This window comes from Massilibacillus massiliensis, assembly GCF_900086705.1.
Classification (GTDB): domain Bacteria; phylum Bacillota; class Negativicutes; order FLKF01; family FLKF01; genus Massilibacillus; species Massilibacillus massiliensis.
On the sequence record NZ_LT575483.1, the window covers coordinates 3,227,786 to 3,254,190 of the forward strand.

At 37.4% G+C, this 26,405-nt stretch carries 21 protein-coding genes and 1 CRISPR repeat array; all 21 genes read left to right on the forward strand.

The window, feature by feature from the left end; translation table 11 throughout:
- The first annotated feature begins 35 nt into the window (after positions 1-35).
- The 21 genes from BN6559_RS15420 (at position 36) to BN6559_RS15520 (ending at position 26,399) form a co-directional block, all read left to right on the forward strand.
- On the forward strand, positions 36-614 hold the full coding sequence (locus BN6559_RS15420; RefSeq protein WP_110955556.1) for a hypothetical protein: 579 nt from the start codon (positions 36-38) through the stop codon (positions 612-614).
- A gap of 32 nt (positions 615-646) precedes the next feature.
- On the forward strand, positions 647-1,039 hold the full coding sequence (locus BN6559_RS15425; RefSeq protein WP_110955557.1) for a DUF3783 domain-containing protein: 393 nt from the start codon (positions 647-649) through the stop codon (positions 1,037-1,039).
- 189 nt (positions 1,040-1,228) lie between these two features.
- The gene (locus tag BN6559_RS15430) at positions 1,229-2,563 is read left to right on the forward strand and encodes a putative DNA modification/repair radical SAM protein (protein ID WP_110955558.1); all 1,335 of its coding nucleotides are present in this window, start codon (positions 1,229-1,231) and stop codon (positions 2,561-2,563) included.
- Positions 2,542-3,345, forward strand: a complete 804-nt coding sequence (locus tag BN6559_RS15435; RefSeq protein ID WP_110955559.1) for a TIGR03915 family putative DNA repair protein — start codon at positions 2,542-2,544, stop codon at positions 3,343-3,345. The genes BN6559_RS15430 and BN6559_RS15435 overlap by 22 nt, the downstream gene beginning before the upstream one ends.
- A gap of 247 nt (positions 3,346-3,592) precedes the next feature.
- The gene (locus tag BN6559_RS15440) at positions 3,593-5,029 is read left to right on the forward strand and encodes a sodium:solute symporter family protein (RefSeq protein ID WP_110955560.1); all 1,437 of its coding nucleotides are present in this window, start codon (positions 3,593-3,595) and stop codon (positions 5,027-5,029) included.
- Between the two features lie 249 nt (positions 5,030-5,278).
- Entirely contained in the window at positions 5,279-5,770 is a 492-nt protein-coding gene (locus tag BN6559_RS15445) for a hypothetical protein (protein WP_110955561.1), read from the forward strand.
- A 375-nt stretch (positions 5,771-6,145) separates the two neighbouring features.
- On the forward strand, positions 6,146-7,324 hold the full coding sequence (locus BN6559_RS15450) for an MFS transporter (protein ID WP_110955562.1): 1,179 nt from the start codon (positions 6,146-6,148) through the stop codon (positions 7,322-7,324).
- Between the two features lie 193 nt (positions 7,325-7,517).
- A CRISPR array of direct repeats spans positions 7,518-9,894; the repeat unit is 31 nt; unit sequence ACTTCGAATTGACTCATAATGAAATGTAAAT.
- A gap of 1,187 nt (positions 9,895-11,081) precedes the next feature.
- Positions 11,082-11,393 carry a hypothetical protein gene (locus BN6559_RS15455; RefSeq protein WP_110955563.1) on the forward strand — a complete coding sequence of 104 codons (312 nt, stop codon included), beginning with the start codon at positions 11,082-11,084 and terminating at the stop codon, positions 11,391-11,393.
- Positions 11,394-12,134: 741 nt separating this feature from the next.
- Positions 12,135-14,084, forward strand: coding sequence for a BglG family transcription antiterminator (locus BN6559_RS15460; protein WP_110955564.1), 1,950 nt, complete (start codon positions 12,135-12,137; stop codon positions 14,082-14,084).
- Positions 14,085-14,105: 21 nt separating this feature from the next.
- Positions 14,106-14,567: a PTS sugar transporter subunit IIA gene (locus tag BN6559_RS15465; RefSeq protein WP_110955565.1), complete on the forward strand. Its 462-nt coding sequence runs from the start codon at positions 14,106-14,108 to the stop codon at positions 14,565-14,567.
- 45 nt (positions 14,568-14,612) lie between these two features.
- Positions 14,613-14,930, forward strand: coding sequence for a PTS sugar transporter subunit IIB (locus tag BN6559_RS15470; protein ID WP_234407849.1), 318 nt, complete (start codon positions 14,613-14,615; stop codon positions 14,928-14,930).
- A 253-nt stretch (positions 14,931-15,183) separates the two neighbouring features.
- Positions 15,184-16,446, forward strand: a complete 1,263-nt coding sequence (locus tag BN6559_RS15475; RefSeq protein ID WP_110955566.1) for a PTS ascorbate transporter subunit IIC — start codon at positions 15,184-15,186, stop codon at positions 16,444-16,446.
- Between the two features lie 72 nt (positions 16,447-16,518).
- Complete coding sequence (locus BN6559_RS15480) at positions 16,519-17,142, forward strand: KpsF/GutQ family sugar-phosphate isomerase (protein ID WP_110955567.1); 624 nt, start codon at positions 16,519-16,521, stop codon at positions 17,140-17,142.
- A 31-nt stretch (positions 17,143-17,173) separates the two neighbouring features.
- Positions 17,174-18,052 (forward strand): 4-hydroxy-tetrahydrodipicolinate synthase, encoded by an 879-nt coding sequence (gene dapA / locus BN6559_RS15485; RefSeq protein WP_110955568.1) that lies wholly within the window; start codon positions 17,174-17,176, stop codon positions 18,050-18,052.
- A gap of 196 nt (positions 18,053-18,248) precedes the next feature.
- Positions 18,249-18,893, forward strand: a complete 645-nt coding sequence (locus BN6559_RS15490) for a beta/alpha barrel domain-containing protein (protein ID WP_110955569.1) — start codon at positions 18,249-18,251, stop codon at positions 18,891-18,893.
- 630 nt (positions 18,894-19,523) lie between these two features.
- A complete protein-coding gene (locus BN6559_RS15495) occupies positions 19,524-20,465 on the forward strand; it encodes an ABC transporter substrate-binding protein (RefSeq protein WP_110955570.1) in 942 nt (313 codons plus the stop codon).
- Between the two features lie 6 nt (positions 20,466-20,471).
- Entirely contained in the window at positions 20,472-21,224 is a 753-nt protein-coding gene (locus BN6559_RS15500; RefSeq protein WP_110955571.1) for an ABC transporter ATP-binding protein, read from the forward strand.
- Positions 21,221-21,967 carry an ABC transporter permease gene (locus BN6559_RS15505; protein WP_110955572.1) on the forward strand — a complete coding sequence of 249 codons (747 nt, stop codon included), beginning with the start codon at positions 21,221-21,223 and terminating at the stop codon, positions 21,965-21,967. Before BN6559_RS15500 ends, BN6559_RS15505 begins: the two co-directional genes overlap by 4 nt.
- Positions 21,968-22,127: 160 nt before the next feature.
- Complete coding sequence (locus BN6559_RS15510) at positions 22,128-24,149, forward strand: methyl-accepting chemotaxis protein (RefSeq protein WP_110955573.1); 2,022 nt, start codon at positions 22,128-22,130, stop codon at positions 24,147-24,149.
- Positions 24,150-24,643: 494 nt separating this feature from the next.
- The gene (locus BN6559_RS15515) at positions 24,644-25,141 is read left to right on the forward strand and encodes an NADH-quinone oxidoreductase subunit NuoE family protein (protein WP_110955574.1); all 498 of its coding nucleotides are present in this window, start codon (positions 24,644-24,646) and stop codon (positions 25,139-25,141) included.
- A gap of 16 nt (positions 25,142-25,157) precedes the next feature.
- Complete coding sequence (locus BN6559_RS15520) at positions 25,158-26,399, forward strand: complex I 51 kDa subunit family protein (protein ID WP_110955575.1); 1,242 nt, start codon at positions 25,158-25,160, stop codon at positions 26,397-26,399.
- Positions 26,400-26,405 lie beyond the last annotated feature (6 nt).

Consider the following 26,405-nt stretch of genomic DNA (forward strand, 5'->3'; position numbering starts at 1 on the left):
CGAAAAAAGGAAACATTATTTTGAGGTGATGGTGGATGGCAGAAGTCGATGATAAGACAGCAAAAATGGAGAAAATCGTAATAACGCCAAAAAAGCCGGTTGAAAATGATTTTTCAAGGAATGTGCCGCGTAAGGATGTAAAATTGAAGTCAAAGAAAAAGCTTGCAGTAGTGATGACGGTGTTGTTTGTAATGGCTTCTTTACTGGGGTATTTTACTTTGTCTTACTATTATGAAAAACAAGATATTGCGGAAAATAAACGTATACATAATCAGCATCAAGGCCCGACAGCCTCTAAAGATCGGAGTGTAACCACGGAAAGTAAATTGCCTGAAATGCAGGATCTAAAAAATAAAACGGAAAAATATATAGAAGAGACAACTGCAAGAACTGATAAAGTGAAAGATACAGTTCATGCGGTGAAAGCGAGCGGAGAAACGGTGGCTGCTGCTGTACAAGATACACAGGACAGCAGTAAAAAGGTACAATCTTTCATCGAGGAACACCGTGATGTAATAGATCAGGTTACACAATTTATTGAAACGCAGAAAAATCATTTGTCAGCATTTTTCTCCAAGCAAAATGAAGCATCAAAAGAGAATAAAAGTCGTTGACTTGATAAACAAAGGTAAGTAAGGTGAAGTGAATGAAAAAAACAAAAGAATTAGTACTGCTGTATCATTTTACAGATCAAGAAAAAGAAGCAAAAATAAAATCAGTTTTAACACAGATGAAAATTGGAGTAAAAGATATTTCCGAGGAAATGATCGTACAAAAAGTTGGTTATTTAGTCGAAGCAGCCAATTTTAAAGAAACTATCTCTGCAGAAATTGTAGAATCCTTTGACCAAGAGGTTATGGTGATGTACGGAATTCATAATAAACGAATGAATGAAATCTTAGCAAAATTTAAGGATGCGCAGATTGAGAAAATTGCTTTAAAAGCAATGGTAACACAATATAATATATTTTGGTCATTTTCAAGGCTTTGCAAAACAATTCAAAAAGATCATCTGGCCTATATAAATAAAGAAAAATAGAATAAGTGCAGGTAAAGAATCTTTTCATTCGCGTAAGAGTTTCATTTAGGAGAGCTTTTATCTGAACAATATAAATTTAGAACTGCTTCATGATACGGTCTAACGAATGATGAAGCAGGGAATTTTTACCCTCCTTTACAAGAACGTATGTTCTGAAATATAATAGAAAGTGTAAAGGGAGTGGATTACGTGGATGTTTTTGATAAGCTGAAAATTTTAACAGATGCAGCCAAATATGATGTTGCCTGCACTTCTAGCGGAGTAGATAAAAAAAGTCCAATCGGCGGGATTGGAAGTGCAGCAGCCTGTGGAATCTGTCATAGTTTTTCAGCAGATGGCCGTTGCATATCCTTATTAAAAGTACTGATGACGAATGTTTGCGTATATGATTGTAAATATTGTGTGAATCGTACATCGAATGATACCAAACGTGCCGCATTTACGCCGCGTGAACTTGCGGATTTAACAATTAATTTTTACAGGCGCAATTATATAGAAGGGCTCTTTTTAAGTTCGGGCGTTTTAAAAAATCCTGATTATACTTGTGAACAAATGATTGAGGCTTTGCGAATTTTACGTGAAGAATATCGATTTTTTGGTTATATCCATGCGAAAGCGATTCCAGGGGCGAGTCATACGCTGATTTCGAGATTGGGAATGCTGGCAGATCGAATGAGTGTAAATATTGAAATGCCTTCGCATGATAGTTTGCAGCTACTGGCACCGGACAAATCAAAACATTCTATTTTAAAACCAATGGGATATATTCAAAATCGTATTCAAGAGAATTGTACGGATCTTGTGAAGTACCGGCATGCACCTAAATTTGCGCCGGCTGGACAAAGCACGCAGATGATTATTGGTGCCACACCAGATACCGATTTGCAGATTTTAAATTTAACGGAAGGTTTGTATAAGAAATATCAGCTCAAAAGAGTTTTCTTTTCAGCGTACATTCCTGTGTTAGAAAATAGTCTTTTACCTGCACTCAACACGAAACCGCCGCTTTGGCGTGAGCATCGTCTTTATCAAGCGGACTGGCTGTTGCGGTTTTATGGTTTTGCGGCAAAAGAATTACTGGATGAAGAAAATCAGAGCTTTCATCCCTACGTCGATCCAAAATGCGATTGGGCGCTTCGGCATATGGAGATTTTTCCTATGGAAGTAAATCGTGCTTCCTATACCGATTTACTGCGGGTACCGGGAATTGGGGTAAATAGTGCAATGCGGATTGTGAAAGCGCGCCGCCTGAGTACCTTAAGTTTTGATGGTTTGAAAAAACTAGGTGTCGTCTTAAAACGTGCACAATACTTTATCACTTGTAAAGGGAAAAAAGCAGATGGATTGTGTTTGACAGAAAAAAATATCGTGCGTGCGCTGATGTCGGCAAAATCTTTCAAAGCTTATCAAAACGATTTTGGCAAAACGTCTGATCAAGAACAGCTTTCACTTTTTCCGGTGCATCAGGCAGAAAATGATTTTGTACAGGAGGAACTTATAAGATGTCTGCAGCAGAAAATTTAGTATATCAATATGATGGTACTTTTGATGGGCTTCTGTGCTGTGTATTTGAAAGCTATGAAAAAAAAGAAATTCCAATAGACATTCTTCTGCCAGAAACAGCGCAAACGGTTCTGCTGCCAATAAAGCGGATTGAAACAGATTTAGAAAAAGCGAAGCGGGTACTTGTATCCATTCCGAAAAAAATGGGACAGGAAGCGTTTCATTTTGTCAAAAGAGCTTTTTTAACTTATTATGGGCAAAAAGAAGTCTATATTTTGCTTTTTTTGCGTTTAGGATATTCTTATGGGTTTAAGGTAATGGAGCTGTTATCTCATGATGTTGTGCACACGCTTTTTAAAGCTGTACGACACTTAGAACGTGAAACACATCTATTTAAAGGATTCATCCGTTTCTCTGATTTTCAGCATGTTTTGGTAGCACAAATTGAACCGAAAAATTATGTGTTGCCTTTGTTATTGCCCCATTTTCGTGATCGATATCCGGAAGAACGTTTTCTCATTCATGACAAGACACATAAGATGGCACTTATATATCAACCTTATCAGTCGCTTGTTGTTCCGTTAGATGAAATCGAATTGCCGCAACCGGATCAGGCAGAACAAAAGTTTCGTACACTTTGGCAGGTGTTTTACAATACAATAGAGATCAAAGAACGACATAATCCTAAGTGCCGAATGACGCTAATGCCAAAACGGTACTGGACGTATATGACAGAGCTTAGCAATGCAAAGGAGACTACAGCAGTACCAAGTATTGCAGCAGAAAAAAATTTATTGAAATAATAATTCGGGTAGTCGTTTGGTATGATAGAGTTGAAACGTATGATTTAGGTGATTTTGTGATATTATATTGACATTTAAATCATTTTTGTATAACTTTACAAAAGAAGGTTCTATGATGCAGTGTTCTTGATTAAAGAATAACTTTATAGCAGATTAGAATCCTATCATATTGGACTGATTTTGAAATGGATGGAATAAATCATGCGGAATGCTTGCTGGACAGGCAGTTATTTAGGGAGGATAGACAATGAATGGATATGTCTGGGTCATTGTTTTATATGCGTTGCTGCTCATTGGCGTGGGTACTGTTATGCGAAAGCGTGTAAAGAATTCAGATGATTTTTTTGTAGGCGGAAGAAAATTTGGAACAGTGCTATTATTTATTACTTTGGTTGCACCCAACATTGGTGCCGGTTCTACGGTTGGGGTTGCAGGACTTGGGTTTCAAGCTGGAATCTCGGCGATTTGGTGGATTGTTGCTTCTGCGCTGGGAACGTTTATTTTAGCTCTTTTTGTTGGGCCGAAAATTTGGCGTTTGGCGAAAAAACATAATTTTTATACCTTAGGAGATTATCTTGAATATCGATATAATCGTAATTTTCGCGGTTTGATCTCTTTATTAATGGCAATCGGGTCAATTGCTATTTTTGCCGGACAGCTCATGGGGATAGCTTGGATTCTATCCGTTGTAGCTGGTGTTTCAAAAACGGTAGGAATTTTAATTGGTGCTGTAGTCGTTGTCTTGTATTTTTGTGCCGGCGGCCTGGTTTCGGCAGCTTATGTCAATAGTATCGAAGCGGTCGTAAAACTGATCGGTTTTTTTATCGCAGTACCTTTTGTTCTTCAATTTGTCGGGGGCTTCAGTGGATTAGAAGCAAAAGTTGCTGCCAATCTAAATGCCATGGAAACTGCACAATACTTTCAAATTGATGGTATGGGAATAACAACGATTCTTGGCTTTTTTTTAATGCTTACACCGTCTTTTTTCATATCACCGGCTTTAATCGGTAAAGTATATGGTGCAAAAAATGAAAAAACTGTTATTTATAGTACGATGCTCTGCGGCGTTGTCATGCTGCTCTTTGCGGTTATCCCTGTCTTACTAGGTATGGCGGCTTCAGTTGTAGTTCCCGATTTGGCAGAACGTGATTTAGCTTTACCGATTGTGATGAAAGAATGTATGCCTTTTTGGGCATCTGCACTTGCTTTGGCGGCGATATTTTCCGCAGAAATCAGTGCGGCAGATGCGGTGCTTTATATGATTACCTCATCTTTTACAAAAGATTTGTATCAAACATTTATCAAACCAGATATTTCTGATGCGCAATTATTGAAAACAAGTCGGATTGTTACGGTCGTTACAGGGCTGATAGGCGTAGGCATGGCGATTATACTGCCGAATGTAATTACCGCATTATCGATTTTTTATGCTTTAATGTCAGTTTCGTTGACAGCACCATTATTATTTGGCTTATTTTCTAAAAGAGCGGATACCATGGCTGCATTTGCTTCGGCTATTGTTGGCATTGGTGTGACGATTGTTCTACAATTTTGGAATGCTGGAAAGGGTATATGGATTTTGAATGCGCAGTCAACTGCGATTTTGATCACGATTTTTATGATGATTATCATGATGTATATGCATCCGGCAAAAATTAAAATACCGCCAAGCGACGTAGAATAGGCTGGTACAAGCGCCAAAGAATTTATATCTTTGGACTTTCCAATAAAAATCAAAGATTTCATGTTTATAATGAATTTATAAGGTACAAAACTCTATGGTAAATATATACATACTTCATCTAGTCATTGTTTCCCATTGTACCGATAAACAATTTTTGTTATAATTCCTATATATAGCGTGTCTAAACTTTACATAATATAGTGAATGGTTTAGCAAAATGAATATGAAAGTATTTAGGAGGGGTTTATTTTGAAAAAAAGTATTGTAACATTAGCAGCTATTTTAACGCTAACTACAGGAGCTGCTTCCGCTGCGCCAATTCATAATTTAGCAGGCGGAGAAACAGCAATTGGTGTCGGTACGAATGAAAGCTATATAGAGCATCAAGTTTCCGACGATTTTGCACTAGGATATCAAAGAGCTGATCGCGATGAGTATGGTGATCATGATGACATTTATGGTCAATTCCGTTTGAATAACAATTTACGGGCAATTGTTGGTCACAGAGATTTAAACTATGATACGAATTTCTATGCAGGTCTTGCTGCCAGCGTACCTTTAACGCCAAATATGGATGGTTATGCTTCCTTTGTAACAGGCAGTGATTTCAAAGAAACACAAATTGGTACAAATGTTTCTTTAATATCTAATGTTGAATTGAATATAAACTATCATTCTTTTAGCCCAGATCGTGGTCATAATGAAGATGGTTTTGGTGTAGGTGCTACAGTTAGATTCTAATTCTTATATTGTGGTATTGCCGTAATATAAAATTGATCTGAAATCCCCTCTTTTGAAACTTGACGTTTTGAAAGAGGGGATTTTTTATAACGAAAGGACGCATTAAGACGTATAAGTATATGCGGCACTTTTGTCTTTGTGAAGTGATTTAGATACCCCTTACAAATACGGGATAAAGATATGAATCACATCTTTTTGCTGGGCAATCATTTTATAAAAATGTGCAGGATTATTATGGATTTTAAAGAACTATTACCCATATTGAAATTGTCCATAGCCACGCGCGATTTTATCTCCACTAAACTACGCTTGAGTTATTTCAGACTTGCTAAATGGAGATTGGATTGTAAGATTAAAAGAAGTGAGAGTTGAATCATGAAAGAAATTGAAATGAAGCAGCAGAAGAATCTTTTATTGGTCATTGTAATGTTGTTTTGGTTTTCTCAATATGTGTATGTGCCTTATCAAACACCATACTTATTATCAATGCATGTTACACCGCCCTTAGTAGGTACGATCATTGGTGCGTATGGTTTTACGCAATTTGCATTTCGTATGCCAATTGGTATTCTGGCGGATATAAAAAAGCGACATAAAATATTTATTTTAATCGGTATTTTTGCTGCCGGCGTCGCATCCATTTTTCGGATCTATCTGCCCATGGCAAATGGTTTTTTGATCGGCAATCTTTTATCTGGATTAGCCTCGGCTATGTGGATTTCTTTTATGGTTTTATATTCTAATTATTTTACAAAGGAAGAGTTACAAAAATCCATGGGGCTAATCATTGGAGCGAATAATGTAGGCGTATTAAGCGGCTTTATGATCAGTACTTTGTGTTATGAGAAATTTGGAATGCAATTTCTTTGTATATTAAGCGTAGCGGCAGCTGTCGTGAGTTTTGGATTGGCAAGATATTTAAAAGACCCGCTTGGTTCGCTGCAAGTGTTGCCGGTTCGCGAGCTGATACAAGTTTATAAAAATAAAAGATTGATTCTTTTTTCCGTGTTGGCCTTGATACAGCAGGGCATATTGATGTCTACCTGCATGTCTTTTACGACACAGGCGGCCAAGGAGATTGGTGCCAGTGATATGCAGATTGGTCTTTGTTTAATCGTTTATATGATAGCGGCGGTAGCGAGTTCTTACTTCTCTACATCTGCTTATGCACAGAAAAAGGGAACGAAATTTTGGATTCCGGTCATATCGCTGGGACTCTTTCTTTACTGCATCATGTTAGCAAATCTGTTTTCTGTAGAGCAGCTTTTCGCCATTCAAATTTTAGCAGGAATGTCGACGGGAATTTTGTTTTCTTATTGTACTGCAGAAGCCATGAAGGAAGTTCCGCAGCAAAAAAAATCAACAGCGATGGGATTCCATCAAGCGATTTATGCAATTGGCATGACGGCCATGCCGATTGTTGCAGGAAATATAGTTCATACTGCCGGTTTAGCCGCTGCCTTTTACGTTGAAGGAGCAGTCGCTTTTCTTGCATTTATTATAGCGGTATATTTTTATTACTCGATTGAGAAGAAGCAAAGCCAAGGAGCATAAAAATCTGTCGACCTCCTAAAATGCATTTTTATAGGGGGTACGACAGATACAAAACATGCCAGGTTTTTAAAGGGATAGAGAGAGTTTTCTAAAAAAATTTGTTGCAATTTTATATGCAAATATGTTATATAATGAGAGGTAGACAGAAACTGATGAATTTTATATTGAAAAATAAGGCTTGGTTTATAGTCAGACTTCGAATTGACTCATAATGAAATGTAAATTTAGCTGGATTAATCAAATGTGCTATGTGCGGTGCACTTCGAATTGACTCATAATGAAATGTAAATGAAAAACTATGAGCAAAGTCATTAACATAATCAGTAAACTTCGAATTGACTCATAATGAAATGTAAATCTGCGCGTTATTTACCATGCTTTGGTAACTTCTTTACTTCGAATTGACTCATAATGAAATGTAAATTCCCATGCTTTTATGTAATGACCGTTTATTTTATAAACTTCGAATTGACTCATAATGAAATGTAAATGTCTATTTGCATAGATGTTAGCAATATTAATTGCTCACTTCGAATTGACTCATAATGAAATGTAAATGGCCTTACAGAAATATCTTTTGACGCGAGACTACCTACTTCGAATTGACTCATAATGAAATGTAAATAACGAGTGTGGGTTAAAAGATGATGACAGTATTTGCAACTTCGAATTGACTCATAATGAAATGTAAATATCTGCTTTTTATCTAATAAGGTACATAAACGTTTATAACTTCGAATTGACTCATAATGAAATGTAAATGCTTATCAAAATGTTACTGATATGGCTAACAAATTAGAACTTCGAATTGACTCATAATGAAATGTAAATATGGTAAAAAGTACAACTTTCACTGGTGAAGGCCAAACTTCGAATTGACTCATAATGAAATGTAAATGTAAACGGTACTGAAAGTACTTTTTGGTTGCTGAAAACTTCGAATTGACTCATAATGAAATGTAAATCTGCAAAAACATCAACCTCATGGGACATGCTAGGTACACTTCGAATTGACTCATAATGAAATGTAAATCAAGAAATGTTCTTGTCTACTTCGGCTGATATTGCACTTCGAATTGACTCATAATGAAATGTAAATCTGGCGAAGCTGATTTCGAAACATATTACAGTTTGAACTTCGAATTGACTCATAATGAAATGTAAATTTAAGACATTTAAATAATTCAAATTTTTCAGCAATACTTCGAATTGACTCATAATGAAATGTAAATGCGGTAAGGAGCTTGCTTTTTTTAGTGCTTCTCGTACTTCGAATTGACTCATAATGAAATGTAAATATGGCCATTTCCCACATATCATGATAGCGATTTTTAACTTCGAATTGACTCATAATGAAATGTAAATTGAAGCTGTACACTTTTTCGGTTTTACTCATTTCACCACTTCGAATTGACTCATAATGAAATGTAAATAAAGGTCGATATGAGGACGAAGCAGGGGCAAAGGAAACTTCGAATTGACTCATAATGAAATGTAAATCTAAAATTACATTTACGGTTTAGCCGTCGTGTTCCAACTTCGAATTGACTCATAATGAAATGTAAATTACCAGACGGTAATTTATCAAAAGCGAAATCTTTCAACTTCGAATTGACTCATAATGAAATGTAAATTGATGGACGGTGGGTTGCCGCAATTTTTGGGATATGACTTCGAATTGACTCATAATGAAATGTAAATGCTGAATTTTTTACTAATTCAGCAAACATTGTAAGAACTTCGAATTGACTCATAATGAAATGTAAATTAATGATTTAGGAATGTCTACACAAAATAGAGACTTACTTCGAATTGACTCATAATGAAATGTAAATGATGAAGATGGATATAGATTTTTTGGTAGTTCCAGCACTTCGAATTGACTCATAATGAAATGTAAATCTTTTAGAAACGAAGATTATGCTTTAGGTTTTTTGGACTTCGAATTGACTCATAATGAAATGTAAATTCGGATCTATGTAAGCAGTGAATTCAATTGGCACCGACTTCGAATTGACTCATAATGAAATGTAAATTAACACCGACATCATTCGATGTAACCACACGTGCGAACTTCGAATTGACTCATAATGAAATGTAAATTGATTTTATTGACTTTTCGCCATACATATGCTATAACTTCGAATTGACTCATAATGAAATGTAAATGAAGAAGCGAACAATGAAGCTGTTAAGGAAAAGCATACTTCGAATTGACTCATAATGAAATGTAAATAAAGAAGTTTTTGAGATCACAAAACAGCTAGAGAATACTTCGAATTGACTCATAATGAAATGTAAATATTGAGCTTCTATGCTTGTATCGTGTTGCTTGTCAGAACTTCGAATTGACTCATAATGAAATGTAAATGCGGTTGGCCAAGTTGGCTCTGTAGATGCTGTTGTGACTTCGAATTGACTCATAATGAAATGTAAATTGGGAAGATAGCGGGACTTGTACACTGTATCTAGAACTTCGAATTGGCTCATAATGAAATGTAAATAGATGTACATTAGATTCTGGTGGCAATGTTACTACACTCCGAATCGGCTCATAATGAAATGTAAATTTTTCAGTTGTCTTTTTTACATGTCTAAAAAGAGAGGATGCCTGATCGTTTTAATATGGATTCATATTGATTGGGGATTCTCACCTCCACATAGAAAAGACCTCCTAAAATTTGAATTTTGGAGGTTCATCGAGTATAATTTAATTGGTTGACAGCCGATGACTGACCTAGGGTTAATCGTCAGACCGTTTGGAAAGCGAGAGCTCCGAACGGTCGTCTTATTATTGTCGAAAAAAGAAAAATTTGTTATAATTTGTGCAGGTGCTACGATAACGATAGGCGGTTAGTTCCCATTTGCGATCCACTACGGTGGAGGAATGGGGGTGATGCCATGAATGATACAAACTTAACATTGTTATTTTTTATCATCCTGGTTTTTGCCATAAAAAAAGATTAACCGCCCTGCTACCAACAATGCGATTAATCTTTTAAACGTATAAACTTGGGAGCTAACCGTTTATCGGTAGCACCTTTTATATGTTTATCATAAAACATATAAATTATACTGTCAATAACTGCGTGAATTTTTTACTCTGCCAGATAAACGAGTTTTGATAAGATCATCAGCTTTGCGCTACTTAGACTCTCGCATAATAAAACAAAAAAACATAATTTTTACGATGAAAAATCATGTTTTGGTTTAGTTTTGCTTGCAATCGCTAAGAAATGTAATATAATTAGGAATAGGTGGAAATTAAAAAAGTCGCCGTGTCCTAAGAGTGCGGGAACACTTTTAGGCACGAGCAGGTGAGTTAGCACCTACACGTAACAGCTAGCTGTCTACGACGACAATTTATTATACCGTGCTTTTTCCTTGAAAACAAGGTAGGAGTGCGTTTTGTGTGATAAATTGAAGTTTTTGGCAGAAGGGCTTAGCGTCGGCATGCAATGAGAAACGGAGCAAGCGCATGTGTAGGTAGAATAACCTCGCATGCGCTTTTTTAATTTCCCCTGAAACAAACTGTAGGTTGGTTTCTTCTAGCTGTGGTGTCAGCAGGTAGGAGAAGCCATCTGCAGGATGAGGATGGGGGAATATAAATTGGGATCAGTCAACAGTAGCTTTAAACTGCGCCTAAGTATGTACACTGGTATGTGGCGAGACGGCATTCTCGCCGCATGCAACGGAAAAAATTCGCTCTATTTACAAGGAATGAAACATAGTTTCCCAAACAATAGGGTATTTATAAATGTATAAAACCTATAGAACGGCGAAAGATACGATTATCGCGGCGGAAGTTGAGCACGAGGACATTACGCTGCAATTGCTCGCTGATTTAGATGGCAAAGAATATTTACTTCTTAAACGGCAAGATGAAACGACGATTTATCATCTGCCATTGTCTGAGAAGATCAGTGAAATCGTGGACGATGTTTTATTTGAGGAATATAGAGCGATTACCTATGCAAAATTGGATCAGGAACTATTGGAACAGGGCATTAAACCAAAAAGCTTGGAATCTTTAAAATTGTATTGGAAATATTTCGATCAAAAAGGTTAATTGTCCTTGCTGTATTTTGACAACTTTTGCTATAATGCAAATAGGTGCTACGATAACGATAGGCGGTTAGTTCCCATTCGCAATCCACTACGGTGGAGGAATGGGGGTGATGCCATGAATGATACAAATTTAACATTGTTATTTTTTATCATCCTGGTCTTTGCCATAAAAAAAGATTAACCGCCCTGCTCACAACAATGCGGTTAATCTAGTTTAATCACTTTTGGGAGCTAACCGTTTATCAGTAGCACCTTTTATATTATTATCATAATCGTAAAATTTCATACTGTCAAGTTATAAGCGATTGGATTTATTTCCGGTCGCTTATTTTAGATTGGAATGTAGTGAAAATTAGCAGAACTAAATGTTTTGCATAGATTTATTCTTCTTGGTAAGAAATAAATCGTCAGTGTATTTTTTATTTTGTTATTAGAAAACTTGCAGAAATGAACAACTTGAAATCTTTCTGGAGAAAGGTTTGTTTTTTTGGCTTTATGTGGTATTCTTGGTAATACAATATGGATTAAATTGTGAATGAAATGTGTCATAATTATAGAGAGAAACAGTTTTCTTATCCTATTTATGACGTAGATTGTAAGCAGAAAAATATGAATTGAGGTAGCTTGAAGGCAGAGGATTCAAGTACTTGAAGAGGAACTTCCACAGACTGTGGAAGTTAAATGTCTAGGTAGGCAGTTATGAGACTGTTATAATGAAATTGTAGCAAGCGAGGTGTAAGTATTGGAGGTTCAAAACAAGCGGGTTTTAAAAATACTGGAGTTATTTGATATCAATAAGAAAGTACTGGATAGTGCCAGTATAGCTGCTTTGATTGGTGTGAGTTCGCGTACGATTCGTAATGACATCAAAGAGTGTAATGCCTTAATTCAAAAGTATGGCGCCGAAATTCAGGCAGAACCTGGTGTCGGATATATGTTGAAAGTTTATGATGAGAAGCGTTATGAGGCGTTTAAAGACACCCAGAGCAGTGAAGGCAGAAAAGAGTACTGGCTAAAAAATCATATCATTCCTTCGGACCATAATGATAGGATTTCCTTTATTATTGCTGAGCTTTTGCTAAATTCTTTACATGGAAGAGTCGTTACAGAGTCAGAATTAGCAGATGAACTTTTTATTAGTCTTTCGACGTTAAAAAAGTATATGAAGGATATAAAAAAAAGTTTACGGCGTTTTGGTGTGGAAATTACTGCGGATCGTATGAATGGTATTCGGATGCAGGGTGATGAAGCACAAATTCGTTATTGTATTTCAGAATACATTTTTAATAGTAACGAGTTGGTGGATTTAGCACAAAATGAATTTTACGCTAAATTATTTTCCCCAGAAGAAATTGAGAAGGTAAAACAAATTATTTTGGATGTTATCTTAAATTATAATATTCATTTAACGGATGTTGCTTTCAAAAATTTACTTGTACATGTGATTATTACCATGAAACGAGCTGATGGGAAAAATACGACGGAGTACAGTGAAGAAGAAATGACCGCTTTAGAGAAGTCTGTATATTTTTCGGCAGCAAAAGAAATTATAGATATTATCTTAAAGCAGTTAAATGTGGATATTACGAATGAAGTGTATTATTTGACACAACATTTTGTATCAAGTAAAAAGTTGCTGGAAACGGAAGAAAATACGGAAGTTACACAGGAGTACAAAACTTTAGTGGACAGTATTTTATCAAAGATCCGCAATGACATTGGGATTGATTTATCCGGCGATGAAGAGTTAATTTCTGGATTGATGATTCATTTGGGTGCTGCAGTAAATCGGCTGAAATTTAATATGAATATTCGTAATGAGATTTTAGTTCCGATTAAAAAGAATTATCCGCTGGCTTTTGAGATGGCGGTGATTGCCAGTAAGGTACTGACCAATCAGGAAAAACTCAGAACAAATGAAAATGAGATGGGTTTTTTGGCAATTCATTTTGGGGCGGCATTGGAACGTCGGAAAAGTAATACCAGTACGGCAATGACAGCAATTATTGCTTGTGGAACAGGTCTTTCAACAGCGATGTTTGTAAAAAGTAAGTTGCAGAGAAAATTTGGCAAGCAATTGCAAATCTTGAAGGTAAGTCCGCTTTATGAAATAACAGAGGAAACGATCCAAAGTGTTGATTTCGTTTTTACTACTGTACCGATTCGAGGAATTCATTCAGAAAAGATTATTCAAGTAGAGCCCATTTTAACTGAAGATGATTTAGGCAAAATCGAAATCATTATTAATGGAAATTCAGCAGAATCGCAGGAACAGTTTTTTAGAGAAGATTTATTCTTTCCAAAATTAAAGGCAAATTCTAAAATCGATGTTTTAGAAAAAATGACGGATCTTATGGTAAAGAAAGGGTATATCGATCAGGCAGGAAAGAAATCGGTGTTTGCCAGAGAACAGATGGCATCGACTGAATTAGGCAGTTTGATTGCAATTCCACATGCTTTAGAGAGCCACGGTGAAGAGGCCGTGATTGCTGTAGCAGTTTTGGAAAAACCGATTTTATGGGATAAAGAAAAAGTACAAGTGGTATTTTTGTTAAGTATTCCAAAGAGTAAATGTCGTGTTTGGGAGCCCGTTTTTGAGCGGTTATATCGTTATTTTATCAGTGATTTTGGCGTGAACACATTAATAAAAAATGCCAAGTTTGAGGTATTAATGGAGAAACTTGGTGAGTAGGAAAAGAGGTTTTACAGTAGGATGTTAATAGATTTGACGAGCGAAGAGCTTATTCGATTAAATATTGATGCAGATGATTGGGAAGATGCGATCCGGAAGTCGGCAGATGCTTTATTGCAAAATGGCAAGATAAAACCGGGATATATTGATGCAATTATTCATACGGTAAAAGAGGTTGGTCCCTATATTGTACTGACAAAACATGTTGCTTTGCCACATGCCAGATCAGAGGCCGGCGCAATTGAAAGTGCAATTGGGATAGCGACTTTGAAAAGACCGGTTATATTCGGCAATAAGGAAAATGATCCGGTAAAATATCTGTTTTGTTTGAGCGCAAAAAATAGTGAAAGTCATTTGAGTGCTTTAGCAGATTTGACGGCGTTGCTGGAAGATCAGGCTTTTTATGATCTTTTGGATCATGCGAAAGATGCGTCCGAAGTAATACAATATATAAAGAATTTTGATTCTGATGGGACGGTTTAATCCTATCTGAATCGCAATCTAACGATCCGGAGACGAGGTCATCGGATGAAATTTGATAAAAGAAGGGTGATAAAAATGGAATTTAAAGGATTAGTTGCTTGTCGTGCAGGGGTAGGATCAAGTTTGATGCTCAAAATTAAATTAAATCAAGTCATTAGTGAAAACAACCTGCCAATTAAAATTGAGCATGGTTCACTTGATACTGTATCAGGATTTAATGGTGCTTTGATCATTACTTTAAGTGATGTTGCAGAAGAATTATTGGGGAAAAAATTACCACAAAAAATTATCGGTATTGACAACATTATGGATAAAAAAGAAATTTTAACAAAATTGAATGCTTTTCTTGAAGAGGCGAAATAACAGGAGTTCTTGTTAAACGGCTCCTATGTGAACAGGTATTCCCATAAAGGTTATCGTTTGTTGTGCATAGGAGCACTGCTTCTAGAAGGAATATTAATTTCAGAATTTATGAAATACATTGAATTCATAAACAAAATAAATTTAATGTATGGTAGAAACTATATGGTCTTTATAGAGTTTAAAGTAAATGACGATGTTTACCGCGATCGGTGGTAATCTGGTCAAAATATGATAGATATGGGAGGCAGAAATCATGGATTTTATCGTTAGCTTATTGAGTAATCCTGCGGTCTTATTGGGTTTAGTTGCTTTTATTGGTCTTTTAGCGCAGAAAAAATCGGGAACTGAAATTATTACTGGTGCTTCAAAAACAGCGATTGGTTTCTTGGTATTTGGAATTGGTGCTGGAACGATGACTGGCGCATTACAAAACTTCAACAAAATGTTCCAGGCAGGATTTCATATCTCGGGCGTTATTGCATCGCCGGAAGCTGCTACAGCCTTGGCACAGAGCCAATATGGGTTTGTAACTTCTTCAATTTTGATTCTAGGTTTTATTATGAATCTTGTATTTGCACGTATTACACCGTTTAAAAATGTATTTTTCACTGGCGGACATAGTTTGTTCTTCGCTTGTGTTCTCGGCTTGATTCTAAAGTTTAATGGATTTAGTGATGGAGTAGCAATTGCTACCGGGGGGGTTATTCTAGGATTTTGCTCAGCCTTTTTACCACAACTTTGTCAACCGTTTATGCGTAAAATGACGGGACATGATGAGCAGGCAATCGGACATTTCAACATGCTTGGTTATTCTTTATCCGGTTATATTGGTAAAATCTTTTTCTCGAAATGGGGAGAAGAAACAACAGAAGACATCAAATTTCCAAAATGGTTATCTTTCTTCCGTGACTTCTTAATGGGTTGTGCGTTTGTCATGATGCTATTATTCTATATTTCTGCATTGGCAGCAGGTCCGGATTTCGTTAAGAAATTAGCGGGTTCGACACATTGGTTGGTGTTCCCTGGCTTACAGGCGTTTATGTTTACGGCTGGTATGTCCGTCTTAATGACTGGTGTACGTATGTTCTTAGGTGAAATCACAGCTGCATTCGTTGCAATATCTGAAAGATTTATTCCTGGTTCTCGCCCTGCATTGGACGTTCCAACTGTATTCCCGTATGCACCAACTGCAGTTATCGTTGGATTCCTTTGCTCTTATACCGCTGGGCTCTTTGCGATTGTCGTAATGGTGCTTCTAAATTCTCCGGTTGTTATTATTCCAGCAGCGCATATTTGTTTCTTCTCTGGTGGGACTGCAGGGGTATTCGGCAATGTATTTGGCGGTTGGAGAGGTGCTGTAGCAGGTTCTTTCACAGTCGGTTTATTATTGGCATTCTTGCCGGTTGTATTGTACCCATTATATGGCGAAATGGGTGTACTCGGCTCAACGTTCCCAAATGTTGACTATAATGTTATGGGAATGATTCTTAATAGCTTGTTAAGTATTTTTAAATAATGTTACAATAGGAATATGCTGTTGTAGAATGATAGTGTAAAAATATGTGAAACAGTATTAAGGAGAATGGATATGAGTGAACGTAATAAAGAAGCTTTGCAAAAATATGTGGTAACTTTTCTTGCAGAAATTGATAAGTTTGCTGAACAATTGGACTTTAAGAGCATCGAAGCAGCGAAAGATCTAATTTTAAACGCAGAAAAAAATAAAAATCGGGTTCATGTAACGGGGATTGGTAAACCGGGTCATGTTGCTGGATATGTTGCGTCCTTATTTTCGTCGACAGGTACACCTACGTATGAATTACACGGTACAGAAGCTGTACATGGTTCAGCAGGACAAGTATTGCCGGGAGACGTTGTGATCGCGATTTCCAATAGCGGAGAAACAAACGAATTGAAAGCGACCGTGGAAACGCTAAAGGTAAATGGTGCAAGCATAATCTCTGTGACTGGCAATGCAGATTCTTGGCTGGCTAAAAAAGGGGATGTATTCCTTTTCGCTGGTGTCGGCGCAGAAGGTGGAGTATTAAATAAAGCACCGCGTGTATCTATTGTTGCTGAAATTATTGTTTTACAAGCACTTAGTGTTGCTTTGCAAACAGAAAAGGGCTTGACAAAAGAGCAGTATGTAAAATGGCATCCGGGTGGATCTCTTGGAAAAGGGATCAAGGATGAATTGCAGCAAAAGTCATAGTCGCGTGGTTTCTAAAATTGGAGGAATTGGAATGGATGTTAAAGGAATTATCGTAGCAATGGTTACTCCTTTTGATGAGAATCAAAACATTGATTTTCAGGCAACGCGCCAATTGGTAAATAAGCTGATTGATGATGGGGTATATGGGATTTTTATTCTTGGAACAAATGGAGAATTTCATGTACTGAATAATCAAGAAAAAGTAGAGTTTGCCAAATGTGTAATTGATGAAGTAAAAAAACGCGTGCCTGTATATGTGGGAACGGGTGGAAATAGCACTGCTGAAGTCATTGCTTTATCTAAGCAGATGGAAGCGCTGGGGGCTGATGCATTATCAGTTATCACGCCGTATTTCTTAGTACCGTCTCAGGAAGAATTGATTGCGCATTATAAAGCGGTTGCAGCTGCTGTTCATGTTCCGATTGTTTTATATAACATACCGAAGAATACAGGTATTAATATTGCTGTAGAAACAGTTGCGCAGTTAGCGAAAGTCGATAATATTGTTGGTATTAAAGACAGCAGCGGTAATATTGATAATATCGCCGGCTATATAGAAGCAGCGAAGGGCGAAAAATTCTCTGTGCTTTCAGGGTCGGATTCTCTAATCTTAAAAGCGCTTAAAATTGGCGCCGTAGGAGCGATCGCAGCAACGGCAAATCTTTTGACGAAAAATGATGTGGAGATTTATGAAAACTTTATCAACCATCGTTTAGAAGAAGCCGAAAAAGGACAGGAAAAGATTGAAGTTCTACGCAGCGTTTTAAAATTGGCTACTGTTCCGTCCGTGTTAAAAAAATCTTTGGTGTTATCAAATATGCCTGTTGGTCCTTGCAGACTTCCAGTCCAAGAGCCTAAAGCAGAAGTAATACCAAAAATCAAAGAGATGTTAGCGTTTTATAACTTATAGAATACGTAAAACACTGGATGCTTAGATTTCATTGGCAATTCTCTTTGAAATAAGTCGCAGTTTAATTCGTTGGTTCAAGACAGTGAGCAGACGTATCAATAGAGAATCACTGTAAAATGCAGGTGGAAACGATTTAAACGATTCTGCCTGCATTTTTTATTAAGATAGTTTTATAGATGATGAAGGAGTGATTAGAATGTGGAAAAAAATAGAGAACTTGAAGACAATTTATGAAGGCGGTATGATTGTGATTGTCCGTGCGGATGATCCGGAAGATACTTATAAAATTGCTGAAGCGGCCATCGCTGGTGGCGCAAGAGCTTTAGAGATCCCATTTGCAGTTCCTGATGTATTAAGTATTGTAAAAAAATTATCAGGTAAATATAGCAGCCAAGGCGTTGTTATCGGAGTAGGGACTGTTTTAGATGCGGAACATGCTGCTGCTGCACTGTTAGCTGGTGCAGAAATGTTAGTAAGTTCAAGCTTTGATGCTGGAATGATTCGTATGGCCAATCGTTATCAGGCAATTACGGTTTCTGGCGCAATGTCACCAACTGAAATTGCTGAGTCAATGGCAGCTGGTGCTGATATTATCAAATTATTCCCGGCAGATTTTTATGGAGCAAAATATGTAAAAACATTGCGGGCACCAATGCCGACTGCACCGCTTGTTCCATTCGGCGGTGTAACACCGGAAAATGTTGGTTCATGGTTCGAAGCTGGCTGCGTTGCTGTAGGCGTTGGCAGTTATATTACAAAAGCGCATAAAAAAGATGGAGACTACGGTAAAGTCACCAAAGCAGCAGAAACTTTCCTTGAAGCAATTAGAGCGGCTAGATAAACTCTATGGACAGATAGGCGGCGGGTCGGCGATAAGCACCTATCTACGTCGTTGCATGAAGGTGCTGTTCGTCGACGTACACAAGTACGACTCCTTCACATCCCCTTCATGCGCGCCTAGTATCTAGGCACTTCTCACCAACCGGCAACCTATCTTCGTACTAGTTTATAAGTGGAATCGATTTTAGCAACTCATATTCACTTTTGTGAATATGAGTTGCTTTGTTGTGCCATGCCATTTTGTCGCACGTTAATGCGGCAGTTTTTGCTTTGTTTTCGTTCTCCCGGCCTTTTCCGGAAAAATACGTTCCGAAGGATGAAAAATGATCGGCTTACGTTAAGAAATTCGCTTGTCTGAACGAAGTGAGTTTGTGAATTTTAGTAAGCCGATCATTTTTCAAGTATTTTGGAGGTTGGAGGCCTAGCCTTTTCGTTCTTTTGGGCAATGCCAAAAGGACACCCACGTCTTTATTATTACATTAGAATTTTTATAAATATCCTGATGTAATGTGTCCATTTTTTATCTGTATAAATCGACAGGATATTTGGCAAAGCTATAATTTTGGTGTATGATTAATAATTAGAGTAAGGGTTTAATTTATTATGATTTAGAACGGGGGCGTATCGTAAAATGAAAAAAATGCTAGCAATTATGCTTGTAAGTTTGACAATGTTTATTTTAGGCGGATGTGGGGCACAGAATGAATCTAAAAGTGGAAAAATGCAGGAATTGACGGTTGGGATTATGCCGGATGTCGATTCCATCCCATTTATTATTGCGCAAGAAAAAGGGTATTTTAAAGAAGAAAATGTAAATGTAACATTGAAACCATTTAAAAGTGCAATGGATCGTGATAGTGCATTGCAGAGCGGAAATTTAGATGGCGCGATTTCTGATATGCTGGCTGTGGCATTTGCTAAAGAAGGCGGGTTTGATGTAAAAATCACTTCGCTTACTAGTGGCAGTTATAAAATGGTTGTGGGAAAGAATGAAGCCGCAAATAGTCTTGCAGACTTAAAAGGAAAAGATATTGCGATTTCGAAGAATACGATTATTGAATATGTGACTGATAAAATATTGACGGAAGCAAATATGTCGGATACGGATCTTCACAAGGTTGCAATCCCGCAAATTCCGACTCGGCTGGAAATGCTGCAGAATGGTAAAATAGCTGCAGTCACTTTACCTGAACCGATGGCAAGTATTGCAATAAGCAATGGAGCGCGGCTAATGAACAGTTCGGATCAATTGGGTATCAATCCAGGGGTTATGATGTTTACGAATCAAGCGGCAGCTGATAAAACCAAAGAGTTGCAGGCTATGTATAGAGCGTATAATAAAGCGATTGCGTATTTAGAAAAGGAACCACAGGAAAATTATATTGATCTTTTGATTGAAAAGGGCGGTTTTCCATCAGCGGTAAAAGGGTCTTTGGTATTGCCTGCATATAAAAAAGCAACCGTACCGACTGAAAAAGATGTGAATGATTGTATGAAGTGGCTAAAAGACAAAAATCTTGTGAAAACATTATATTCCTATCAAGATCTAGTGATAGAGCAATTTGTTAAGTGATGCAATATGATTGAAATAAAAGATTTATCTGTAGTTTATCAATCTACTGCTGAAACCTATACTGCACTCAAGGATATTCAGCTCGCGATTCCAACAGGCGGAACTTGTGCAATCATTGGTCCGTCTGGGTCGGGGAAGTCGACGCTTTTAAAAGTGCTGGCTGGAATTATCACTGATTTTACAGGCAGTGTAGAAATTGATGGACAAGCAATTTCACCGAAAAAACAAAAAATCGGTTTTATTCCGCAGAATTATGGATTACTGCCTTGGAAGAATGTTTATGAAAATATTTGTTTAGGTCTGAAAATAAAGCAGCCAAGAGAAAAAATAGAACCCAGTGCCGTAGATTTCATTATGCAGCAACTTGGCATTGACGGATTGGGGAAACGTTATCCGGGCGAACTGAGTGGCGGACAGCAGCAAAGAGTAAGTTTGGCGCGCGCTTTTTTATTGAAACCTGATGTATTGCTGATGGATGAGCCGTTTTCTGCTTTAGATGCAATAACGCGTGAAGAGATTCAAAATGTATTTTTAGAGGTTTGGAAAAAGCATGCGGTGTCTACGGTTTTTGTAACACATTATGTGGAAGAGGCTGTTTATTTAGGGCAGAAAATTGTTATTTTATCTACGAATCCGGGAAAAATCAGCAAAGTGATTGAGAATCCGCTTTTTGGTGAAGCTGGGGTTCGAAATAAACAAGAATTTTTTGAATTAAGTTTAAGACTACGTAATTTTATTAAAGAGGATTGGTCAAGTTGATAGAGAAACGTACTTTCTTATGGTATCTTTTGGGGATCGGCATTTTTTTAGCCAGCTGGCAAGTGATTGCGCAAGTGATTCATTTACCGATTGTACCTTCGCCTTTTAGGGTTTTTGAAAATTTAGTAGATATTTTCGTACAATCAATTGCGATTCACGGTTTTTATAGTTTATGGCGTATGGTGGCTGGACTTGTCCTCGCGATTCTTGTTGGAGTGCCTATAGGAATGTGCATGGGATATTTTCCGCAATGTGATCGTTTCTTGGCACCACTTATTTATTTGACGTATCCAATTCCTAAAATTGCATTATTGCCGATTCTTATGCTGCTCTGCGGTCTTGGTGAAGTCTCAAAAATATTGATGATTTTTTTGATCATCGTATTTCAAGTGATCGTGTCGGTACGCGATGGGGTAAAGGGGATTCCAAAAGAGACCTATTACCCGTTATATTCACTAGGGGCGAGTTTTTGGAGTGTTTTTAGGGAGATTCTTTTTGCTGCTTCTATGCCGAAGTTTCTTACCTCTGTTCGCGTTGCGATGGCGACTTCGATTTCGGTATTGTTTTTTACGGAGACGTTTGGTACGCAATATGGTATGGGGTATTTTATTATGGACGCATGGCTGCGCGTCAATTATTTAGAAATGTATTCGGGGATCGTTGTACTAAGCTTTATCGGTTTGATTTTATTTGGCATCATAGATTTTTTTGATAAGAAAATTTGTCATTGGCAGTACAAATGAGCATAAACATTTCTTTATGAAAATGATTATTATTTAATATCTATTTATGTCTACTTGTGTTATAATAAGCAATATATAGTATAATTAGGTTTTATTAACAAATGAAATTTAATTGTAGTATAGTTTGAATTTATAATTTTTAACTAGTAGGAGGATAGCGATGTTAAAGAACTTATCATTTAAGGGGAAAATGTTAGCATTCATTTTACCAATTACAATTTTGGGATTAGTGTCATTATCCCTTGTGTCATATTACTTCTTTCAATCCGTATTGGATAAGGAATTGGTAAATCAAACAGAGAAAAATGTTGCCGAAATATCAGAAAATATTGATGGGTGGCTAGAGGCACGGCTGCTGGAGACGCAGACGGTAGCGATGAGCCCGACCTTAAAGAATATCGCCAATGATCCTGCATCAGCAAATAAGGCGAATGAATTTCGTCTGAAATTAATGACAGAGAAGGTTCCTAATACATATGACAGCGTGAGCTGGGGGCATTTTGATAATTCAGGTGTATTATCCGGGATGGCTGTTACCGGGCCGAAGATGATGGAAGTAAAAACAAAAGCTTGGTATGCGGATACGATGACGGGTAAGAAGGATTCTTTTATGTCTTCACCTGTAATTTCACAGGCAACAGGCAAGATTATTGTAAATTGTATTTCGTTAGTGAAAAATGAAACGAGTAAAAATATCGGAATGGTTTTAGCGGCTGTTTATGTACAGGCCGTAGAAGATAAAGTACACGAGCTTAATACCGGTGAGAGCGGGTATGGATTACTGGTCGCACAGGATGGAACCTTTGTCGTACATCCAAATAGCGAGTATGTAATGAAGAAGAAAATTACGGAAGCTGAATCACCGCAAATACAGGCGCTTGGTAAATTGATGTTGGAAGGACAAAAAGGCATGTATCGCTTTGAGGAGCAAGGCAGTCATAAAATTGCATTTTATGATCCGATTCCAACAGCAGGCTGGGCAGTTGCGGCAGTGCTTGACGAAGACGAATTATTGGCACCGGCAAAACAAATTTTGTGGATTCTTATGACGATTTCACTCATTGTGCTGTGCTTGTTATCTTTTGTTATTGTTTGGGCGGCAGGTCGTTTGGTCAAACCACTTGGTTTGATGGTTACTACGGTTGATGAAATGGCGGCTGGTGATTTCAGTGAGAAAGCTGCACAAGTGGATACAAATGATGAGTTTGGTCGACTGGCAAATGCTTTGCGTAAGATGAGAAATAATGTTCGCAATTTGATGAAGCAAGTGGTTGTGTCGTCGGAAACTTTAGCTTCCTCTTCGGAAGAGTTGACAGCAACTGCAGAGCAGTCTGCACAAGCTTCAAATCAAGTTGCAAATTCAATCACGGCAGTTGCAGGTGGGATGACAGAACAGTTAGCAGCTGTAAAAGATACGACAAATGTAGTGGAACAGATGTCAGCGGGGATTGAAGAAGTTGCTGCAAATGCGAATGTTGCTGCGGATAAGAGTGTGGAAGCTGCGAATACAGCAAAGACTGGTAGCGAATCTGTAGAGCAGGCAATCACGCAAATGAATAAGATTGAGCAAACGACCAATGATTCTGTTAGAGTTGTAACAGTGCTTGGTGAACGATCAAAAGAAATTGGTCAGATTGTTGATACGATTTCCGGTATCGCTGGGCAGACGAATCTCCTTGCCTTGAATGCCGCAATTGAAGCTGCACGTGCTGGTGAAACTGGCAGAGGGTTTGCCGTTGTTGCGGAGGAGGTTCGTAAGCTTGCCGAGCAGTCACAATTGGCTGCGAAACAAATTTCAGAATTGATTTCAGAAATCCAAAAGGATACGGATACTGCAGTCGTGACGATGAATGAGGGCAGTCAGCAGGTTAAAATCGGAACCGAGGTCGTTGGAGCAACTGGTGATTCGTTTAAACAGATTTTACAATTTGTTATGGAAGTTTCAGCTGAAGTTAAGGGCATTTCCCACGCAATGCAGAATATGGCGGATAACAGCCAACATATTGTTGATATTGTACAACAGATGGATCGCTTAAGTATGAAGGGGGCAGACGAAGCACAGAATGTATCTGCGGCAACGCAGCAGCAATCTGCTTCAATGCAGGAGATTGCTTTCTCAAGTCAGAATTTGGCGAAAATGGCGGAGCAATTACAAGAAGAAATAAAGAAATTTAAAATTTAAATGATTCGTGAATAAATAACGAATAGGGTGCAGTTAACGAAATGAGGTTTGTTAACTGTACCCTATTTTTCTATACAAAAATAGTTAGTAAATGAAGTTTATCGACGTAATTTTTAAGCTGTTTTAACGTTAAAGTATATAAATAAAAGTGTGGTTTCTATGCTTTTTTATGAATTTTTATGCATTGAGGAAAATGTGAAAAAACCCACTTGATTCCTTATTTTACGTAAAAAATGGAAGTTGAATTTTCATAAAATTACAACTTTTTGTTTATAGATATGCTGGAAAGGATTTAGTACCTATGACATAGAATAACTGTTAAATATAATAGTATTATTGACGAATATTGCAGATTTAAAAATGTAAATCCATCACGTTTTATGAATTTATAGTTTAAATTTTTTGATAATTTCGCATTTTGCGAGAATGGATCTAGTATTCGTTGATTTCTCCTTTTTCTGTCACTTTATTATCATGAGGGGGTATTTTATATTATGGCATTCGGTACACATGAAAAAGCTTTAACAAAAGAACTTGCAAAGCAAATTGATTTAATTTTATTTGCGCATGATAACGATGGTACTCAATTGGTTGGAATTTTATTGGATGTCCAAGCGGTCATTCCAAATCATTATATTCCAACGGAAGTCGCTTATTATCTGTCAGAGAAATTAAATATCAAGATTGCTACAGTTTACGATTGTATTACGTTTTATTCCTCGATATCGGATAAACCGAGAGCAAAATATCCGATTCAAGTTTGTAACAGTATCGTTTGCAAGATCAATCACAATACGCAATTGTTTGAAATGCTAAAAGAAATGTTGAATATTAATTTAAATGAAATTACGTATGATGGCCGTTTCACATTGGAAAGTGTTCCGTGTTTTGGCGCTTGTGATATTGCGCCGGCTGTTCGTATCAATGGCAAAGTGTATGGACATTTAACGACAAGGGACAAAATTGCCAATATGTTAAATGAATTGATTTAAGGGAGAGAAGAGCCGAATGAGTAAAGCTGTGTGTTTTATGACAAAAAATTTTGGGAAATATGATGTAAAATCCATTGGTTCTTATATGGCGATTGGCGGATTTAACGCGTTAAAAAAAGCAGTTAACATGGCAGGGGAAGAGATTGCAGCAACGCTTGCAGAGGCGAAAATTAAAGGTCGTGGTGGTGCAGGCTATGATATGGGGAAAAAATGGTCACAGGCAAAAGCCGTTATTGCCGATCAAAAAGTAGTTGTTTGTAATGCAGATGAGGGAGAACCTTGTACATTTAAGGACCGTACACTGATAGAAAAAGATCCGTTTAATTTAATAGAAGGTATGATTATTGCTGGTTATACTGTAGATGCGCAAAATGGATATATCTATTTAAGGGAAGAATACAGCCATCTTAGGCCGCTGCTTCTGGATGCAATCAAGCAAGCAAAGACTTATGGATTTTTAGGTGAGAATATTCTGGGCAAAGGTTTTAACTATGATATTCATTTGTATTCTGGTGCTGGCGCCTATGTCTGCGGCGAAGGTACTGCTCTTGTTGAATCCATTGAGGGGAAAAGTGGTCGCCCGCGTATGAAACCGCCGTTTATTAAGCAATGTGGTTTATATAATCTGCCTACTTGTGTAAATAATGTGGAAAGTTTGTCTTTGGTCTCAAGTATTTTATTAGATGATGAAAAGAAATATATGACGTATGGTACGCAAGATTCAGTGGGAACAAAATTGGTAAGTGTCGCTGGGAATGTAAAGCATCCGGGCGTTTTTGAAATCCCATTTGGTGTCACTGTGCGTGATATTGTATATGGATTAGCGGGCGGCATCGTTGATGACCGCGAAATTAAATTGATCCAATTTGGCGGTGCGTCCGGAAAAATTGCATCAAAGAGTGTTTTAGATACACCTTATACCTATGAAGATTTACGCAGAGCTGGTGTTGGTGTGGGATCAGGAGCGATCTTAGTCGTTGATGAACGCACAAGCGTAATTGATTTTCTGAGAACTACACAAGACTTTTTTTCACATGAAAGTTGTGGACAATGTACGCCATGCAGAGAGGGCAATCGGCATGTAAAAATGCTGTTAAGCAAAGTTGCTGCAGGATCGCACACAGAAGCTGATGTAGCGGCTATGCAGAGAATTGCAAAGATTATGGCAATGTCATCTCTATGTGGATTAGGGGAAACAGCGCAGAGTGCGTTAGTTTCTGCTATGCATTGTTTTGCGGAAGATTTTCAAATTAAATAGAATGAG

Bases quoted from the DNA above. Each gene is read 5' to 3' on its own strand.
- BN6559_RS15420 (WP_110955556.1), top strand. From the start codon at position 36: ATGGCAGAAGTCGATGATAAGACAGCAAAAATGGAGAAAATCGTAATA.
- BN6559_RS15425 (WP_110955557.1), top strand. From the start codon at position 647: ATGAAAAAAACAAAAGAATTAGTACTGCTGTATCATTTTACAGATCAA.
- BN6559_RS15435 (WP_110955559.1), top strand. From the start codon at position 2,542: ATGTCTGCAGCAGAAAATTTAGTATATCAATATGATGGTACTTTTGAT.
- BN6559_RS15440 (WP_110955560.1), top strand. From the start codon at position 3,593: ATGAATGGATATGTCTGGGTCATTGTTTTATATGCGTTGCTGCTCATT.
- BN6559_RS15450 (WP_110955562.1), top strand. From the start codon at position 6,146: ATGAAAGAAATTGAAATGAAGCAGCAGAAGAATCTTTTATTGGTCATT.
- BN6559_RS15455 (WP_110955563.1), top strand. From the start codon at position 11,082: ATGTATAAAACCTATAGAACGGCGAAAGATACGATTATCGCGGCGGAA.
- BN6559_RS15465 (WP_110955565.1), top strand. From the start codon at position 14,106: ATGTTAATAGATTTGACGAGCGAAGAGCTTATTCGATTAAATATTGAT.
- BN6559_RS15470 (WP_234407849.1), top strand. From the start codon at position 14,613: ATGAAATTTGATAAAAGAAGGGTGATAAAAATGGAATTTAAAGGATTA.
- BN6559_RS15475 (WP_110955566.1), top strand. From the start codon at position 15,184: ATGGATTTTATCGTTAGCTTATTGAGTAATCCTGCGGTCTTATTGGGT.
- BN6559_RS15480 (WP_110955567.1), top strand. From the start codon at position 16,519: ATGAGTGAACGTAATAAAGAAGCTTTGCAAAAATATGTGGTAACTTTT.
- dapA (WP_110955568.1), top strand. From the start codon at position 17,174: ATGGATGTTAAAGGAATTATCGTAGCAATGGTTACTCCTTTTGATGAG.
- BN6559_RS15490 (WP_110955569.1), top strand. From the start codon at position 18,249: ATGTGGAAAAAAATAGAGAACTTGAAGACAATTTATGAAGGCGGTATG.
- BN6559_RS15495 (WP_110955570.1), top strand. From the start codon at position 19,524: ATGAAAAAAATGCTAGCAATTATGCTTGTAAGTTTGACAATGTTTATT.
- BN6559_RS15500 (WP_110955571.1), top strand. From the start codon at position 20,472: ATGATTGAAATAAAAGATTTATCTGTAGTTTATCAATCTACTGCTGAA.
- BN6559_RS15510 (WP_110955573.1), top strand. From the start codon at position 22,128: ATGTTAAAGAACTTATCATTTAAGGGGAAAATGTTAGCATTCATTTTA.
- BN6559_RS15515 (WP_110955574.1), top strand. From the start codon at position 24,644: ATGGCATTCGGTACACATGAAAAAGCTTTAACAAAAGAACTTGCAAAG.
- BN6559_RS15520 (WP_110955575.1), top strand. From the start codon at position 25,158: ATGAGTAAAGCTGTGTGTTTTATGACAAAAAATTTTGGGAAATATGAT.